Annotated in this window: 13 protein-coding genes; 9 read left to right on the forward strand and 4 right to left on the reverse strand. The window is 62.8% G+C overall.

Annotated features, from left to right (window positions below; all coding sequences use genetic code 11):
- Positions 1 to 9: 9 nt before the first annotated feature.
- The 4 genes from xdhC to uraH form a co-directional block, all read right to left on the reverse strand.
- Positions 10 to 891, reverse strand: coding sequence for a xanthine dehydrogenase accessory protein XdhC (gene xdhC, locus A9K65_RS01850; protein WP_064992891.1), 882 nt, complete (start codon positions 889 to 891; stop codon positions 10 to 12).
- A gap of 74 nt (positions 892 to 965) precedes the next feature.
- On the reverse strand, positions 966 to 3,320 hold the full coding sequence (gene xdhB, locus A9K65_RS01855; RefSeq protein WP_064992890.1) for a xanthine dehydrogenase molybdopterin binding subunit: 2,355 nt from the start codon (positions 3,318 to 3,320) through the stop codon (positions 966 to 968).
- Positions 3,321 to 3,510: 190 nt separating this feature from the next.
- Complete coding sequence (gene xdhA / locus A9K65_RS01860) at positions 3,511 to 4,992, reverse strand: xanthine dehydrogenase small subunit (RefSeq protein WP_064992889.1); 1,482 nt, start codon at positions 4,990 to 4,992, stop codon at positions 3,511 to 3,513.
- 3 nt (positions 4,993 to 4,995) lie between these two features.
- Positions 4,996 to 5,370 (reverse strand): hydroxyisourate hydrolase, encoded by a 375-nt coding sequence (uraH, locus tag A9K65_RS01865; protein WP_064992888.1) that lies wholly within the window; start codon positions 5,368 to 5,370, stop codon positions 4,996 to 4,998.
- A gap of 203 nt (positions 5,371 to 5,573) precedes the next feature.
- Here uraH and puuE point away from each other — a divergent pair, with 203 nt between their 5' ends.
- From puuE to A9K65_RS01910, 9 genes are all read left to right on the forward strand, one after another.
- Complete coding sequence (gene puuE, locus A9K65_RS01870) at positions 5,574 to 6,992, forward strand: allantoinase PuuE (RefSeq protein WP_024501938.1); 1,419 nt, start codon at positions 5,574 to 5,576, stop codon at positions 6,990 to 6,992.
- Between the two features lie 10 nt (positions 6,993 to 7,002).
- Positions 7,003 to 7,866 (forward strand): bifunctional allantoicase/(S)-ureidoglycine aminohydrolase, encoded by an 864-nt coding sequence (locus A9K65_RS01875; protein ID WP_024501939.1) that lies wholly within the window; start codon positions 7,003 to 7,005, stop codon positions 7,864 to 7,866.
- Positions 7,863 to 8,369, forward strand: coding sequence for an ureidoglycolate lyase (locus A9K65_RS01880; RefSeq protein ID WP_024501940.1), 507 nt, complete (start codon positions 7,863 to 7,865; stop codon positions 8,367 to 8,369). Before A9K65_RS01875 ends, A9K65_RS01880 begins: the two co-directional genes overlap by 4 nt.
- Positions 8,366 to 8,959 (forward strand): nucleoside deaminase, encoded by a 594-nt coding sequence (locus tag A9K65_RS01885; protein ID WP_024501941.1) that lies wholly within the window; start codon positions 8,366 to 8,368, stop codon positions 8,957 to 8,959. Before A9K65_RS01880 ends, A9K65_RS01885 begins: the two co-directional genes overlap by 4 nt.
- 82 nt (positions 8,960 to 9,041) lie before the next feature.
- On the forward strand, positions 9,042 to 11,027 hold the full coding sequence (locus A9K65_RS01890) for a CocE/NonD family hydrolase (protein ID WP_064992887.1): 1,986 nt from the start codon (positions 9,042 to 9,044) through the stop codon (positions 11,025 to 11,027).
- Between the two features lie 154 nt (positions 11,028 to 11,181).
- Complete coding sequence (locus tag A9K65_RS01895) at positions 11,182 to 12,768, forward strand: ABC transporter substrate-binding protein (protein ID WP_064992886.1); 1,587 nt, start codon at positions 11,182 to 11,184, stop codon at positions 12,766 to 12,768.
- A 16-nt stretch (positions 12,769 to 12,784) separates the two neighbouring features.
- Positions 12,785 to 13,744 carry an ABC transporter permease gene (locus A9K65_RS01900; RefSeq protein ID WP_013528249.1) on the forward strand — a complete coding sequence of 320 codons (960 nt, stop codon included), beginning with the start codon at positions 12,785 to 12,787 and terminating at the stop codon, positions 13,742 to 13,744.
- A 9-nt stretch (positions 13,745 to 13,753) separates the two neighbouring features.
- Positions 13,754 to 14,578 carry an ABC transporter permease gene (locus A9K65_RS01905; protein WP_013528250.1) on the forward strand — a complete coding sequence of 275 codons (825 nt, stop codon included), beginning with the start codon at positions 13,754 to 13,756 and terminating at the stop codon, positions 14,576 to 14,578.
- Complete coding sequence (locus tag A9K65_RS01910; RefSeq protein ID WP_013528251.1) at positions 14,578 to 16,248, forward strand: ABC transporter ATP-binding protein; 1,671 nt, start codon at positions 14,578 to 14,580, stop codon at positions 16,246 to 16,248. Before A9K65_RS01905 ends, A9K65_RS01910 begins: the two co-directional genes overlap by 1 nt.
- Positions 16,249 to 16,317 lie beyond the last annotated feature (69 nt).

Below are 16,317 nucleotides of genomic sequence, written 5' to 3' on the forward strand. Positions count from 1 at the left end.
CGGCGCAGCTTAGCCTGCCATCACCCTGCCATGCGGAATTTGATGGTCGGCATTAAAGGCTGCGTTGTGATTGACCAACGCCGTCATGATCTCGGCCGCAGCCAGCGCCGCGATGACCTGAGGGCGCTTGTCCTTGACGGTGTCGCCGCCAATTGGCGAGACGAGGCGGGCAAACTCGGCCTGGCTGCCGTCCGCCGATTTCAGGAACCAGGTCCTGAACGTCGCTTTCTTCGTCTTCGAGCCGATCATGCCGACATAGGCGGTGTCACCGCGTTTCAGCGCTTCCGCGACGATCAGGAAATCCAGCGCATGATCGTGGGTCAGGATGGCGAAGGCGGCGCCGGCGGGGGCATTCCGCACCATCGCTTCCGGCATAGCTGTCAGCCGTGTCTCGATGGTTTCGGGCATGCCTTCCAGTGCTTCGGCCCGCGTCTCGATGACGACGCCGTGCACGGGAAGAAGTGCGATCGCCGATGCCAGCGCCTGGCCGACATGGCCGCCACCGAAGATGTAGACGTACGGCAGGTGCGCCTCTTCGGCTTCGGCGGCCGCAACCAAGTCGCCGGCAAGCGTAGCATCGACGAGCCGGATCAAGACTTCGACGCGCCCGCCGCAGCATTGGCCGATCTCGGGACCCAGCGGGACGTCTAGGGTGGCGCAGACTTCGTCAACCTCGATGCGGGCTTCTTTGCCCAACATCTGCCTGGCCTTGTCGATCGCCATATATTCGAGCTGACCGCCGCCGATGGTGCCAAAGATCGCCGTCGGTGAGACGAGCATGAAGGCGCCCTTCTCGCGTGGCGTCGAGCCTTTTGTTCCGGCCACTTCGACCACGGCAACCCGACCGGCGCTGGCGAGAAAGGCTTTCAGGCTTTGCACTTTCGAGTTCATGGTTCACGTTCCCGAATGGGAAATATAGGTTTTTTCGGCCCGGATTGCACGCATTGCCGACCCTGGGGCCGGATTCAGGCGCCGGCCTCTTTCTTCAGCCGCTCGATCGCCATCAGAACCCGCTCCGGGGTCGCCGGAGCATCGAGGCGCGGGCAGATCCTGTTGTCGGCGACACTGGCCACCGCGTCCGATAGCGCATGCAGCACCGACATGCCGAGCGGGAACGGCGGCTCGCCGACCGCCTTGGAGCGGTGGATGGTTGGCTCGCCGGCTTCCGGCCAGTCGGCCAAGGTGACATTGAAGATCTTCGGCCGGTCGGAGGCGAGCGGGATCTTGTAGGTCGACGGTGCATGCGTGCGCAGCCGGCCCTTGGCGTCCCACCACAGTTCTTCCGTCGTCAGCCAGCCCATGCCCTGGATGAAGCCGCCTTCGATCTGGCCGATATCGATCGCCCGGTTCAGCGAGCGGCCACAGTCATGGAGAATATCGGTACGCTCGACCATGTATTCGCCGGTCAGCGTGTCGACCGAGACTTCCGAGCACGAGGCGCCATAGGCGAAATAATAGAAGGGGTGGCCCTCGCCCTTGTCGCGGTTCCAGTGGATTTTCGGCGTCTTGTAGAAACCAGCCGCCGACAGGTGAATGCGGGCCATATAGGCCTGCTTGACGAGGTCGGCGAAGGCGATTTCCTGGTTGCCGATGCGCACCCGGTTGGGCAGGAACAGCACCTGATCACGCGGCACCTGATATTTTTCGGCGGCGAAATCGGTCAGCCGATCCTTGATCTGGCGCGCGCCATTCTGCGCCGCCATGCCGTTGAGGTCGGAGCCGGACGACGCTGCCGTAGCCGAAGTGTTCGGCACCTTGCCGGTCGTTGTCGCGGTGATCTTCACCTGGTCGAGATCGATCTGGAACTCTTCCGCCACCACCTGCGCCACCTTGACGTAGAGGCCCTGCCCCATCTCGGTTCCGCCATGGTTCAGGTGCACCGAACCGTCGGTGTAGACATGCACCAGCGCGCCGGCTTGATTGTAATGCGTGGCGGTGAACGAGATGCCGAATTTGACCGGCGTCAGAGCGAGGCCCCGCTTGATGAAACGGCTGTTGGCATTGAAGGCCGATATTTCACGCCGCCGCCGCGCATAGCTCGCGCTTTGCTCCAGCTCGGCGACGATGCGCTGGATGATGTTATCCTCAACCGTCTGGTGGTAGGGCGTGATGTTGCGGCCCCCCTCGCTACTGGTGCCGTAGAAATTCTTCTTGCGGATTTCGAGCGGATCCTTGCCAACGGCAAAGGCCACCTCGTCGATGACGCGCTCGGCGCCGACCATGCCTTGCGGGCCGCCGAACCCCCGAAAGGCGGTGTTCGACACGGTGTTGGTGTAGAGCGGCGCCGACTGCGCATGCACCGCCGGCCAGAAATAAGTGTTGTCGCAGTGGAACAGCGCGCGATCGGTTACCGGGCCGGACAGATCCGACGAAAAACCGCAGCGCGCCGCGAACATGAAATCGACGCCGAGGATGTTGCCCTCATCATCGAAGCCGACCTCGTAATCGACGAGGAAATCATGACGCTTTCCGGTGGCGATCATGTCGTCGTCGCGGTCGGGCCGGATCTTCACGGCGCGGTGGTGCTTCTTCGCGGCGATCGCGGCCAATGCGGCAAACTGGTTGCCCTGCGTTTCCTTGCCGCCGAAGCCGCCGCCCATGCGGCGGATTTCCACCGTGACGGCATTGCTCGGCACGCCCAGCGCATGGCTGACCATGTGCTGGACTTCGCTTGGATGCTGGGTCGAGGAATAGATGGTGACGTCCTGATCCTCGCCAGGAACGGCCATGGCGATATGGCCTTCGAGGTAGAAGTGTTCCTGGCCGCCGATGCGCATTCTTCCCTTTAGCCGGCGCGGCGCCTGACGGATCGCCGTAGCGGCATCGCCGCGCTTCAGGGTGAGAGGCGGCGTGACGAGCTTGTCCTTCTTCGGATCGAGCGCGCCGATGTCGGTGACGAAAGGCAATTCCTTGTATTCGACCTTTGCCAATCTTGTGGCGCGGCGCGCCTGCTCGCGAGTTTGCGCAATAACGCAGAAGATAGGCTGGCCGTAGAATTGCACCTTGCCGTCGGCAAGCACCGGCTCGTCGTGGCGGCCGGTCGGCGAAATGTCGTTTTCGCCCGGCACGTCACTGGCCGTCAACACGTCGACCACACCGGGCGCTCTACGCACCGCCGAAAGATCCATGCTGGTGATGGTGGCATGCGTGGCACCGGAAAGCCCTAGGCAGCCATGCAGCGTGCCTGATGGTTCCGGCATGTCGTCGATGTAGACGGCGGTACCGCTGACATGTTTGTGCGCGGAATCGTGGCGCTGATCGGTGGCGACGCCGCCAGCGATCTTTTCAGCCTTGAGGTTGGGGGCAGCGTGCTTGTTCATCGAATGCCTCTTTTCCCTTCTCCCCGCTCACGGGGAGAAGGTGGCCCGAAGGGTCGGATGAGGGGCGACGCTGACCGTGACTGGTTTGCAGATACCGATCGACGACGGCGCCGCCCCTCATCTGCCTGCCGGCATCTTCTCTCCGTGAACGGGGAGAAGGACGCTATTGGTTTGCTGGCGCTGATATGCATCACGCCGCCTCGTGCCGTGAGACCTGGAATGGCGCCTTGGTGCCGCTGGTCTCGGCAAAGAAACGCAACAGCAGGTTCTTTGCCGCCAGCGCCCGATATTCGGCGCTTGCCCGCATATCGGTCAGCGGCGTGAAATCCTTGGCGTATTCGGCCATGGCCGCCTCGACCGTGGCCTCCGTCCAGGGTTTGCCGAGCAGGGCCTGCTCGACACCGAGGGCCCGTTTAGGTGTCGCTGCCATGCCGCCATAGGCGATGCAAATGTCGGCCACCGTTCCGTCCTTGGCCAGATCCAGGAAAAACGCGCCAAGGGCCGCGGTAATGTCCTCGTCGCGACGCTTGGTGATCTTGTAGACGGCAAACTTCGTTTCCTTGGCCGGCACCGGCACATGCACGGCCTCGACGAATTCACCCGGCTGCCGATCCTGTTTGCCGTAGGCGATGAAGAAGGTTTCCAACGGGATCGTCCGCTGCTTCTTGCCCTTGCGCAAGGTGAGACTTGCGCCAAGTGCGATCAATGGCGGTGGCGTATCTCCGATCGGCGAGCCGTTGGCGATGTTGCCGCCGATGGTGCCCATGTTGCGCACCTGTTCGCCGCCGATGCGATCGAACAATGGCCCCAACGCCGGGATGCGCTTCGCCAATGTCGCGAAGGCGTCAGTGTAGGTGACGCCGGCGCCGATCGAAATGACGCCCTTGTCTTCCGAGATGGTGCAAAGCCCGTCGAGATCGCCGATGAAAATGGCCGGTGAAATATCGCGCATGTGCTTGGTCACCCACAGGCCGACATCGGTCGAGCCGGCCACGATGGTAGCGCCGGGTTCCTTGTCCAGCACGGCGGCGAAATCGTCGACATCGGCCGGCACGACCAGCCGCGCCTTGCCGGTTCCGATCTCGACCCGGGCGCCGTCACGCATGGCCTCGAGCCTCGCGGTGATCGCCTTGCGTTCCGTGGCCAGCGGGTCCTTTGCCGCCTTGCCGTAGCTGGAGATGGCCTGCGCGGCGCGCATGATCGCCTCGTAGCCGGTGCAGCGGCAGAGATTGCCTTGCAAAGCCTTTTCGACATCCGCGTTCGAGGGATCAGGCGACTTCATCCACAAGCCATAGAGCGACATGACGAAGCCGGGCGTGCAGAAGCCGCATTGCGAGCCGTGGAAATCGACCATCGCCTGCTGCACCGGATGCAACTGGCCGGGTGAACCGCGCAGATGCTCGACCGTCACGACATGGGTGCCGTCGAGCGAGCCGAGGAAGCGGATGCAGGCATTGACGCTTTCATAGACCAAGCCGCCCTCCGACAGCTTGCCGACCAGCACGGTGCAGGCACCGCAGTCTCCCTCGGCACACCCTTCCTTGGTGCCGCGCAGCGAACGGTCGAGCCGCAGCCAGTCGAGCAAGGTCGCGTCGGGTGCCACCGACGAAAGCGCCACATCCCTGCCATTGAGAATGAAGCGGATTTCGTTGCGGATGCTAATTTTGGTCATGCCTCAGCTCCCCCTGTAGGTCGAGTAACCGTAGGGCGAGACCAGCAGTGGCACATGATAATGCACAGGCTCGGCCATGCCGAAGCGGATCGGTATCACATCGAGAAAGGCCGGTTTCGGCAGGCTCAACCCCTGCTGGCGCAAATAGTCGCCGGCGGCGAAGACCAGTTCGTATTCGCCGGTGCGGAATTCCGCGCCGGCGAGCAGCGGCTTGTCGCAACGGCCGTCGGCATTGGTGAGAACGGTCTTCAGATGTGTCCGCTCCTTGCCCTCGAGGTGATAGAGCGCGATCGACAGTCCCGCCGCAGGCTTGCCGGTCGCCGTGTCGAGGACATGGGTCGTCAGACGCCCGCCGTCGGCTTTCGACGTTTCTGCCATTGGCCGCCTCCCATTTCCGGTACGAGCGAATTGGCCCGGTACGGTCAAGTATCAACAGTGAATTGTGCGCCAATTAAAGGCGATGCATAAGTCCCGGTCGAGCGGAGTGCGACAAAAACACTTTCAAAAATTTTCGGGGGAATGCGAGAAGCACCCTTTCGATATTCTGATCATACTTCGGGCCGTGCCCGGCGGGAGGGACGATGCGTTACAGCAGAGACATGCGTGGCTACGGAGCCAATCCGCCGGACCCGAAATGGCCTGGCGGTGCACATGTCGCCGTGCAGTTCGTCGTCAATTACGAGGAAGGTGGCGAAAACTGCGTGTTGCATGGCGACAAGGCGTCCGAAGCCTTCCTGTCGGAAATCGTCGGCGCGGCACCCTGGGTGGGTCAACGCCACTGGAACATGGAATCCATCTACGAATACGGCGCCCGCGCCGGCTTCTGGCGGCTGCTCCGGCTGTTCACCGAGTCGCAAGTGCCGATCACCTGCTACGGCGTCGCCACAGCGCTCGCCCGTTCGCCGGATCAGGTAGCGGCCATGCAGGACGCCGGCTGGGAGATCGCTTCGCACGGCTTAAGATGGATCGACTACCGCGACCACAGCGCCGAGGATGAGCGCCGCGACCTCGAGGCGGCGATCAAGCTGCACTACGAAGTGACCGGCGCGCGCCCGACCGGCTGGTATACGGGTCGCACATCGATCAACACGGTGCGGATTGTGGCGGAAGAAGGCGGCTTCGACTATGTGTCGGACACCTATGACGACGAGCTGCCGTACTGGTTCGAGCATGAGGGCGGCGCGCAGCTCATCATCCCCTATACGCTCGACGCCAACGACATGCGGTTCGCCACGCCGCAAGGTTTCAACTCGGGCGACCAGTTCTTTGCCTATTTGAAGGACAGCTTCGATACGCTCTATGCCGAGGGCAAGGCCGGCCGGCCACGCATGATGAACATCGGCCTGCACTGCCGCCTCGTCGGGCGGCCGGGCCGGGTGGCGGCGCTGAAGCGCTTCGTCGACTATGTGAAGTCGCACGACAAGGTCTGGCTGGCGAGGCGCATCGACATCGCCAAGCACTGGCAAGAGGTCAATCCTTATCAACCGGCGGCACTCCGTCCATCGAAGATGGAATTCGAGACCTTCGTCCACACTTTCGGCGGCGTGTTCGAGCATTCGCCCTGGATCGCCGAACGCGCCTACGAACTGGAACTAGGCCCGGCGCATGACACTTCGGGCGGCCTGCACAATGCGCTTTGCCGTATCTTCCGCTCCGCCAGCGAAACCGAACGGCTTTCGGTGCTCAACGCCCATCCCGACCTTGCCGGCAAGCTGGCCAAGGCCAAACGGCTGACGGCGGAATCGACCAGGGAACAGGCCTCGGCCGGCCTCGACGCGCTGACCGACAAGGAGCGCGAACTGTTTTCCAAGCTCAACGCCGCCTACGTCACCACCTTCGGCTTCCCTTTCATCATCGCGGTGAAGGGCAAGACGAAGGAGGAAATCCTGGCGGAGTTCGAGGCGCGCATCGGCAACAGCCGCGGCGTCGAATTCGAGACCGCCTGCAAACAGGTCGAGCGCATCGCGCTGCTCCGCCTCAAGGACATGCTTCCGCAATAGGTTTGAAACCATGGATACGATCAGGATGCCCGAGCGAACCTATTACGCGCCACATGGCGGCCATTCCGGCCAGAACGAGCTTCTGACCGGCCGCGCCGTCTTCACCGAGGCCTATGCCGTCATTCCCCGGGGTGTGATGCAGGACATCGTGACCAGTGCGTTGCCGTTCTGGGACGAAACCCGCGTCTGGATCTTGTCGCGACCGCTATCGGGTTTTGCCGAGACGTTCTCGCAATACATTGTCGAGGTCGCGCCCGGCGGCGGCAGCGATCGGCCGGAACCCGATGCCGGCGCCGAAGGCGCTCTGTTCGTGGTCGAAGGCGAACTGACGGTTCTGCTTGCCGGCAAGACGCATGTGTTGCGGCCCGGCGGCTTTGCCTTCCTGCCGCCGGCCAGCGGCTGGACGGTTCGCAACGAAAGCAGGGCCGCCGTGCGCTTCCACTGGATTCGCAAGGCTTACGAGGTGGTCGACGGTCTCGATGTGCCGGAAGCCTTCTTCACCAATGAGCAGGAGATCGCGCCAACGCCGATGCCCGGCACCGAAGGCCGCTGGGCGACGACGCGGTTCGTCGATCCGGCAGATTTGCGCCACGACATGCACATGACCATTGTCACGCTGGAACCCGGCGCGGTCATTCCCTTCGCCGAGACCCATGTCATGGAGCACGGTCTCTATGTGCTGGAGGGTAAGGCCGTCTACCGCCTCAACCAGGACTGGGTCGAGGTCGAGGCCGGCGACTATATGTGGCTGCGCGCCTTCTGCCCGCAGGCCTGCTATGCCGGTGGCCCGGGTAAATTCCGCTATCTGCTCTACAAGGATGTCAACCGGCACGCCAAGCTCGGCGGCGCCGGCATCGCAAGGCGCGCGCTGTGACCCGTATCGTCGCGCGGCCGCTGACCCGCGAGGGCTTTGCCCCCTTCGGCGATGTCATCGACATGGGCGGCGACAACCACTACCCGATCAATGGCGGCAGGGCCGAGCGCCATCATGATCTGGCTACCGCCGAAGCAACCGGTCCGAACGCCCGCGTGCTGATCTCGATGGTGCGCGGCACGCCCTACGAATTGCCCCTGAAATTGAGCATGGTCGAGCGCCATCCCTTCGGCAGCCAGGCCTTCATCCCGCTCTCGCCGCGCCCCTTCCTAGTCGTCGTCTGCCATGACGGGGAGCAGGGGCCGGGCGAGCCGCATGCCTTCATCACCGCACCCGGACAAGGCATCAATTACCGGCGCAATCTCTGGCATGGCGTGCTGACGCCGCTCGGCGAGGCTCAGGACTTCCTGATCGTCGACCGTGGCGGCGATGGCTCCAATCTCGAAGAGTTCCATTTCTCGCACGCCTACGAGATCCACTTGCCCAACGAGAGCCTCCTGTGACCGATATTTCACTGATCGACCGCCTGCTCGATGTGATCGAGCACGACATCGTGCCGAAGACGGCCGAGGGCGTTACCTATGGCAACAAGCTGTTCGGCGCGGCGATCCTGCGCAAGGACGACCGTTCGCTGGTGCTGGCTGAAACCAACAACGAGATGGAAAACCCGCTCTGGCATGGCGAGGTCCACTGCCTGAAGCGTTTCTACGAAATGCCCAGGGCTGAGCGCGTCGATACGAAAGACGCCATCTTCATCGCCACGCACGAACCCTGCTCGCTGTGCCTGTCGGCGATTACCTGGACCGGCTTCGACAATTTCTACTATCTGTTCAGCCACGAGGATTCGCGCGACAGCTTCGCCATCCCGCACGACCTGAAGATCCTGAAAGAAGTCTTCACCCTCGATCCCGGCGGCTACAATGCCGAGAATGCCTACTGGAAGAGCTTTTCTATCCGCAGGCTGGTGCGAGCGTTGCCCGAGGCAGAGCGGCGACGGCTGGAGACACGTATCGGCGCGATTTCGGCGCGCTACGATGAATTGTCCAACATCTATCAGGCGAACAAGGACGATAACGATATCCCGCTGAACTGACGCGGATTGACCAGCCGAATTCGTTGGCTGGCCCACGACGCGGCACGGCAGGCTCCATCATCTGGCAATCCTGGAGCATGCCATGAAAACCGTCACCGAATTTGCCCGCAAAATCGTCGAATTCCCAGACATGGGCATCGTCATGCCGGATGGCTGCCGCCTGTCGGCGCGGGTGTGGATGCCGGAGGATGCGGGCGACGATCCGGTGCCTGTCATCCTAGAGCATCTGCCCTACCGCAAGCGCGACGGCACCATCTTTCGCGATCAACTGACGCATCCTTATTTCGCCGGCCACGGCTATGCCTCGATCCGTGTCGACATGCGCGGCAATGGCGATTCCGAAGGGCTGATGGACGACGAATATTCCGAGCAGGAATTGCAGGACGCCTGCGACGTCATCGCCTGGGCGGCAAGCCAGCCCTGGTGCAACGGCAATGTCGGCATGATGGGCATTTCCTGGGGCGGCTTCAACTGCCTGCAGGTGGCGGCCAAGCGGCCGCCGGCGCTGAAAGCGGTGATCAGCCTGTGCTCGACCGTCGACCGCTATGCCGACGACATCCACTACAAGGGCGGCTGCCTGCTGATCGAGAATTTCGGCTGGGCCTCGACCATGCTGTCCTACTCGTCACGGCCGCCGGATCCGCTTTTGGCCGGCGACAACCGGTGGCGCGATCTGTGGCTGACCCGGCTGGAGAACCAATCCTTCCTGGCGCCGCTGTGGCTGAAACACCAGCACCGTGATGCCTACTGGAAGCGTGGCTCGATCTGCGAGGATTTTTCCGCCGTCAAAGCCGCCGTGCTGTCGATCGGGGGCTGGCATGACGGCTACCGCAACACCGTCTCGCATCTGGCTACCAACATCCAAGCCCCGGTCAAGGGCATCGTCGGGCCATGGATCCACAAATACCCGCACTACGCCGGGCCCAAGCCTGCCATCGGCTTCCTGCAGGAGGCCTTGCGCTGGTGGGACCGCTGGCTGAAGGGTGTCGACACCGGCGTCGAGGCGGACCCGGCCTACCGCGCCTATGTCATGGACAGCGTGCGTCCGGCGCGCTGGCACCCCGAGCGTCCCGGCCGTTGGGTGGCGGAGCAGGAATGGCCCTCGCCAACCATCAAGATGCAAACGGTCGATCTGATCCCCTCAACGGAAAAACCCGCCATCATCGCCTCTCCGCAAAGCTGCGGCCTGGCCGGCGGCGAGTATTTTCCCTTCACTTTCGGTCCCGAACTGCCCGGCGACCAGCGCCCCGACGATGCCCTGTCGGTGTGTTTCGACCAGCCGGAACTCAGCGAGCCGATCGACATCGTCGGAGCGCCGGAGGTCGAGCTGCGGCTGTCCTCTGATCGTCCGCAGGCCAACATCGCGGTCCGGCTTTGCGATGTGCATCCCGACGGCGCCTCGGAGTTGATCTCCTATGGCGTGCTCAATCTGACGCACCGCAATTCGCACGAATTCCCCGAGGCGCTGGTGCCGGGCGAAACCGTCTCGGTGCGCGTCGTGCTCGATCAATGCGCCTATCGTTTGCCGGCCGGCCACCGGCTGCGTGTTGCCGTTTCGAACGCCTATTGGCCTGCCATCTGGCCGTCGCCGGAGCCGGTCCAGCTCACCTTGTCGACGGCGACGCTCAATTTGCCGCTGCGGCCGCTGGCGACAGGCGACGAAGTAACGTTCGCCGAGCCGGAAGGTGCCACCCCCTGGGCAACAGAGACGATCCGCGCCGCCAATTCAGAGCGCCATGTCGATCGTGATGAGAAGACCGGAATGGTGACGCTTTCCATTGTTGACGATTTCGGCGAGGTGCGCGATCTCGCCCATGGCCTCGCCAATGGCAGCATCGCCCGCGAGACCTGGACGATCCATCCCGACGATCCGCTGTCGGCCTCGGGGAAGACGCACTGGACGCAGACCCTGTCGCGAAACGGATGGTCAGTACGCACCGAAACGACAGCCGAAATGCGATCGGATGCGCAAAACTTCATCGTCAGCGCCAGAATCGAGGCCTATGAGGACGAAACCCTGGTCTTCGAGCGCAATTTCGAGGAGAAGGTGCCGCGCGCGCTTCTTTGAATGCCGATTTGATTGGTCCAATTGCGACGTACGATTTACGCCACGGCATGTCGCATTCGGTCTTGCTTACCGCTTTCCCTTGCGGTCATTATTCTCCTCACAAGAAACAAGAAAAACGACCGCAGAGTCGAACCAACAGAGTGAGGAACTCAAAATGTCGAACGAACTGGAATTTCTTAGCCTGCGTGTCGCGTCGGGCAAACTGAGCCGTCGTGATTTTCTCGGCCGGGCGGCGGCGCTCGGTATCTCCGCGCCCTTCGCCAACTCGCTGCTTTCAAGCGCTGCACGCGCGGCAGGCCCGGTCAAGGGCGGCACACTGAAGGCCGGACTTGTCGGCGGCGAATCCACCAACAGCCTTGATCCGGCACTGTTCATGACTCAGGTGCCGTTCGCCTTCGGCAAGATGTGGGGCGAATTGATTGTCGAGCTTTCGCCGGAAGGCAAGCTCGAGAACCGCATCGCCGAGGAGATCGGCTCGTCGGACGACGCCAAGGTGTGGACGCTGAAGATCCGCGACGGCGTCGAATTCCACAACGGCAAGACAGTGACCGCCGAGGACGTGGCCGCCACACTTGAGCGCCATTCCGACGAGAAGTCGAAATCCGGCGCGCTCGGCTACATGAAAGGTATCGAGACCATCAAGGCCAGCGGCAAGGAAGTCGTGCTGACGCTGAAGGAGGCCAATGCCGATCTGCCCTATTTGCTCAGCGACTATCACCTGATCGTCCAACCAAATGGCGGCAAGGACAAGGCTGACGCAGGCATCTCGGCCGGTCCTTACAAGGTCACGACCAATGAGCCCGGTGTGCGCCATGGCGGCGAGCGTTTCGCCAATTACTGGCAGGGCGACAAGATGGGCCATGCCGACCAGATCGAGATCATCGTCATCAACGATGCGACAGCGCGCACGGCCGCCCTGCAGGGCGGCCAGGTCAACGTGATCAACCGCGTCGAGCCGAAGATCGTCGACCTGATCAAGCGCCTGCCGGGCGTCACCATCCGCAACCACGCGGGTCCTGGCCACTACGTGTTCATCATGCATTGCAACACGGCGCCGTTCGACAACGCCGATTTGCGCATGGCACTGAAGCTGGCCATCGACCGCGAGGAAATGCTGGACAAGATCCTGCGCGGCTACGGTTCGCTCGGCAACGACTTCCCGATCAATGCGTCCTATCCGCTGTTTACCGAGATCGAGCAGCGCAAGTACGATCCCGACAAGGCCAAGTTCCACTTCAAGAAGTCCGGCCACGACGGCGCGGTCCTGCTGCGGACCTCGGACGTCGCTTTCCCGGGCGCCGTCGATGCATCGCAGTTGTTCCAGCAGAGCGCGGCCAAGGCCGGCATTCAGATCGAGCTGAAGCGTGAGCCCGGCGACGGCTATTGGAACGAGGTCTGGAACAAGCAGCCCTTCTGCGCGTCCTACTGGGGCGGCCGCTCGACCCAGGACCAGATGTACTCCACCGCTTATCTGTCGACCGCCGACTGGAACGACACGCGTTTCAAGCGTCCTGATTTCGACAAGATGGTGCTGGCGGCGCGCGCCGAGCTCGACGAGACCAAGCGCAAGCAGATGTATCATGACATGGCTGTCCTGGTACGAGACGAGGGCGGCCTGATCCTGCCGATGTTCAACCAGTTCATCGACGCTACCGGCGCCAAGGTCGGCGGCTGGGTCGACGATCCGCATCAGGAGCTGATGAACGGGTACGCGCTGGCGAAGTGCTGGCTCGAAGCCTGAGCTTGGCCTTGCGGATATGTCCTCACCCATCTTGAAACTGGTGGCCCAGCGCGTTGCGCTGGGCATTCTGCTCTTGTTGGCCGTTTCGGTCCTGATCTTCGCCGGCACCCAGATCCTGCCCGGCGACGTCGCGCAAGCCATTCTCGGACAGTCGGCGACGCCGGAGTCGCTTGCCAATCTGCGCGAGCAGCTCGGACTCAACCAGCCAGCCTATCTCAGGTATTTTCATTGGCTGGGCGGCGTGCTGACCGGCGATCTCGGCACGGCCATGTCGAGCGGGCAGGACATCGCCACGTCGATCAAGGGACGGCTGTGGAACACGCTGTTCCTCGCCTTCTGGGCGGCGATCGTCGCCGTGCCGCTGGCGATCATCCTCGGCCTGATCGCGGTACGCTACCGCAATGGCTGGGTCGACAAGCTGATCTCCGGGCTGGCGCTGGCCTCGACCTCGTTTCCCGAATTCTTCATCGGCTATGTGCTGGTCTATTTCTTCGCCGTGAAATGGCAGATATTCCCCGGCATTTCGACCGTCTATGACGGCATGCCTTTTGGCGAACGGATGCAGGCGATCGCCTTGCCGGCGACGGCGCTGACGCTGGTCGTGCTCGCCCACATGATGCGCATGACACGCGCGGCGATCCTCAATGTCATGCAGTCGGCCTATGTCGAGACGGCGGAATTGAAGGGCCTGTCGGCCTTCAACGTCATCCGCAAGCACGCCTTCCCCAATGCCATCGCGCCGATCATCAATGTCGTCATGCTCAACCTCGCCTACTTGATCGTTGGCGTCGTCGTGGTCGAGGTGATCTTCGTCTATCCGGGCATGGGACAGTATCTGGTCGACCACGTCACCAAGCGAGACGTGCCGGTGGTGCAGGCGGTCGGCCTGATCTTCGCCGCCGTCTATATCAGCCTGAACATCATTGCGGACATAGCGGCGATCGTCGCCAATCCGCGTCTCAGACATCCGAAATAAGGGGCGGATATGCTCGATATCAAACGCATCCCCATCCCCGCGCTGATCGGCATCGTGCTGACGGCATTGTTCGTGCTGGCGGCGGTCTTCGCCCCCTGGATCGCGCCGCACGGCAATGGCGAAATCGTCGGCGACGTCTGGGAACCGATGTCGGCTGCCCATTTGCTGGGCACCGACAATCTCGGCCGAGACCTGCTGTCGCGCATGATCTACGGCGCCCGCATCACTTTGTTCATCGCGGTGCTGGCCACCGCGCTGTCGTTTTCGCTCGGCGCCATTCTCGGCTTCTCGGCGGCCGTGTTCGGCGGCTGGTTCGACACGCTGCTGTCGCGCCTCGTCGATCTCTTGATGTCGATCCCGACGCTGATCATGGGTCTCGTCGTGCTGTCGGTGCTGCCGACCAATCTGGTGACGCTGATCCTGGTGATGGGCATTCTGGATTCGACCCGCGTCTATCGCCTGTCGCGCGCGGTCGCCGTCGACATCAACGTCATGGACTATGTCGAAGCGGCGAAACTGCGCGGTGAGGGCAGCGGCTGGATCATCTTCCGCGAGATTCTCCCCAACGCATTGTCGCCGCTGGTTTCCGAACTCGGTCTGCGCTTCATCTACGCGGTGCTGTTCCTGTCGACGCTGTCGTTCCTCGGCCTTGGCGTGCAGCCACCGGACGCCGACTGGGGCGGCATGGTCAAGGAAAACAAAGACGGCATCGTGTTCGGCATCGCGGCCGCACTCATCCCAGCGGGGGCGATCGCGCTGCTGGCGATTTCCGTCAACCTGGTTGCCGACTGGGTGCTCAACCGGACGACAAGCCTCAAGGGAGGACGCGGGTGATGGCCGACACCAAAGCGAAGCTCGGGCAACCGAAGTCAGGCCTGCTGCTCGACATCCGCAATCTGCGCATCGAGGCTACCGTCTTCCCGCCCGGTGAACCGCCGAAGGACATCGTGCTGGTGCACGATGTCTCACTGACGCTCGAGAAGGGCAAGGTGCTCGGCCTGATCGGCGAATCCGGCGCCGGCAAGTCGACTATCGGCCTGTCGTCGATGGGCTACGGCCGCGGCGGCGTGCGCATCACAGGCGGCGAGGTGATCCTGAACGGCCGCGACATCCTCAAGGGCGGCAAGGACGGCTTCCGCAAATTACGCGGCCGCGAGGTCTGCTATGTCGCGCAGTCGGCGGCAGCGGCCTTCAACCCGGCGCACAGACTGATGGACCAGGTGGTGGAAGCCACCCTGCTGCACGGCACCGCGACACGCGCCGAGGCCGAGAAGCGCGCGGTTGCGCTGTTCAAGAAGCTCAGCCTGCCGAACCCTGAAACCATCGGCGAGCGTTTTCCGCACCAGGTTTCGGGCGGCCAGTTGCAGCGTGTGATGACGGCGATGGCCCTGTGCTCCGAGCCGGACCTGATCGTCTTTGACGAGCCGACAACGGCGCTCGACGTGACGACGCAGATCGACGTGCTGGCGGCGATCAAGGACGCCATCCGCGACACCCATGTCGCTGCGCTCTACATCACGCACGACCTTGCCGTCGTCGCCCAGGTCTCCGACGAGATCATGGTGCTGCGCCATGGGAGGCTGGTCGAATGGGGCGGCACAAGGCAGATCATCAAGGAGCCGCGCCAGGAATACACCAACGCGCTGGTCTCGGTGCATGAGATCGAACACCAGGAGCAGAAGCCCGGCACGTCGCCGTTCCTGTCGGTGAAGAACGTCACCGCCGCCTATGGCCGCAGCCATATCAAGGTGCTGAAGGACGTATCCGTCGACATCTATCCGGGCCAGACGCTGGCCGTGGTCGGCGAGTCCGGCTCCGGCAAGTCGACGCTGGCGCGCGCCATCACGGGACTTTTGCCACCCGAACAGGGTACCGTCACCTTCGACGGACGCGCGCTGGCCAACAGGCTGGCCGACCGGCCGAAGGAGGATCTGCGCCAGTTGCAGATGATCTACCAGATGGCCGATGTGGCGATGAACCCGCGTCAGACCGTCGGCACCATCATCGGCCGGCCGCTGGAGTTTTATTTCGGCATGCGCGGCCGTGAGCGCGACAGACGCGTTGCCGAACTGCTCGACAAGATCGAGATGGGCAAGGGATTTTCCGACCGCTACCCGGCCGAGCTTTCCGGCGGCCAGAAACAGCGTGTCTGCATCGCCCGGTCGCTTGCCGCCAAGCCGAAGCTGATCATCTGCGACGAGGTGACCTCGGCGCTCGATCCGCTGGTGGCACACGGCATCCTCGAGCTGCTGCTGGAGCTGCAGAAGGAAGAGAACGTCGCCTATCTGTTCATCACGCATGACCTTGCCACGGTGAAGTCGATCGCCGATTCAATCGCGGTTATGTATCGCGGCGAGGTGGTGCGTTACGGCCCCAAGGGCAAGGTGCTGAGCCCGCCCTTCGACGCCTACACCGACCTGCTGCTCTCCTCGGTTCCAGAGATGGAAATCGGCTGGCTGGAAAAGGCAATCAAGGGACGGCGCATGGCCAGCGCGGGGAACTAAAGCAATTCCGGGAAAACTGGGAACCAATACTGCCGGAAGAAAAAGGCAGGCGCTTCCCCTGGAAATTGT

The sequence above is a fragment of the Mesorhizobium sp. WSM1497 genome, assembly GCF_001672455.2.
Lineage (GTDB): Bacteria > Pseudomonadota > Alphaproteobacteria > Rhizobiales > Rhizobiaceae > Mesorhizobium > Mesorhizobium ciceri.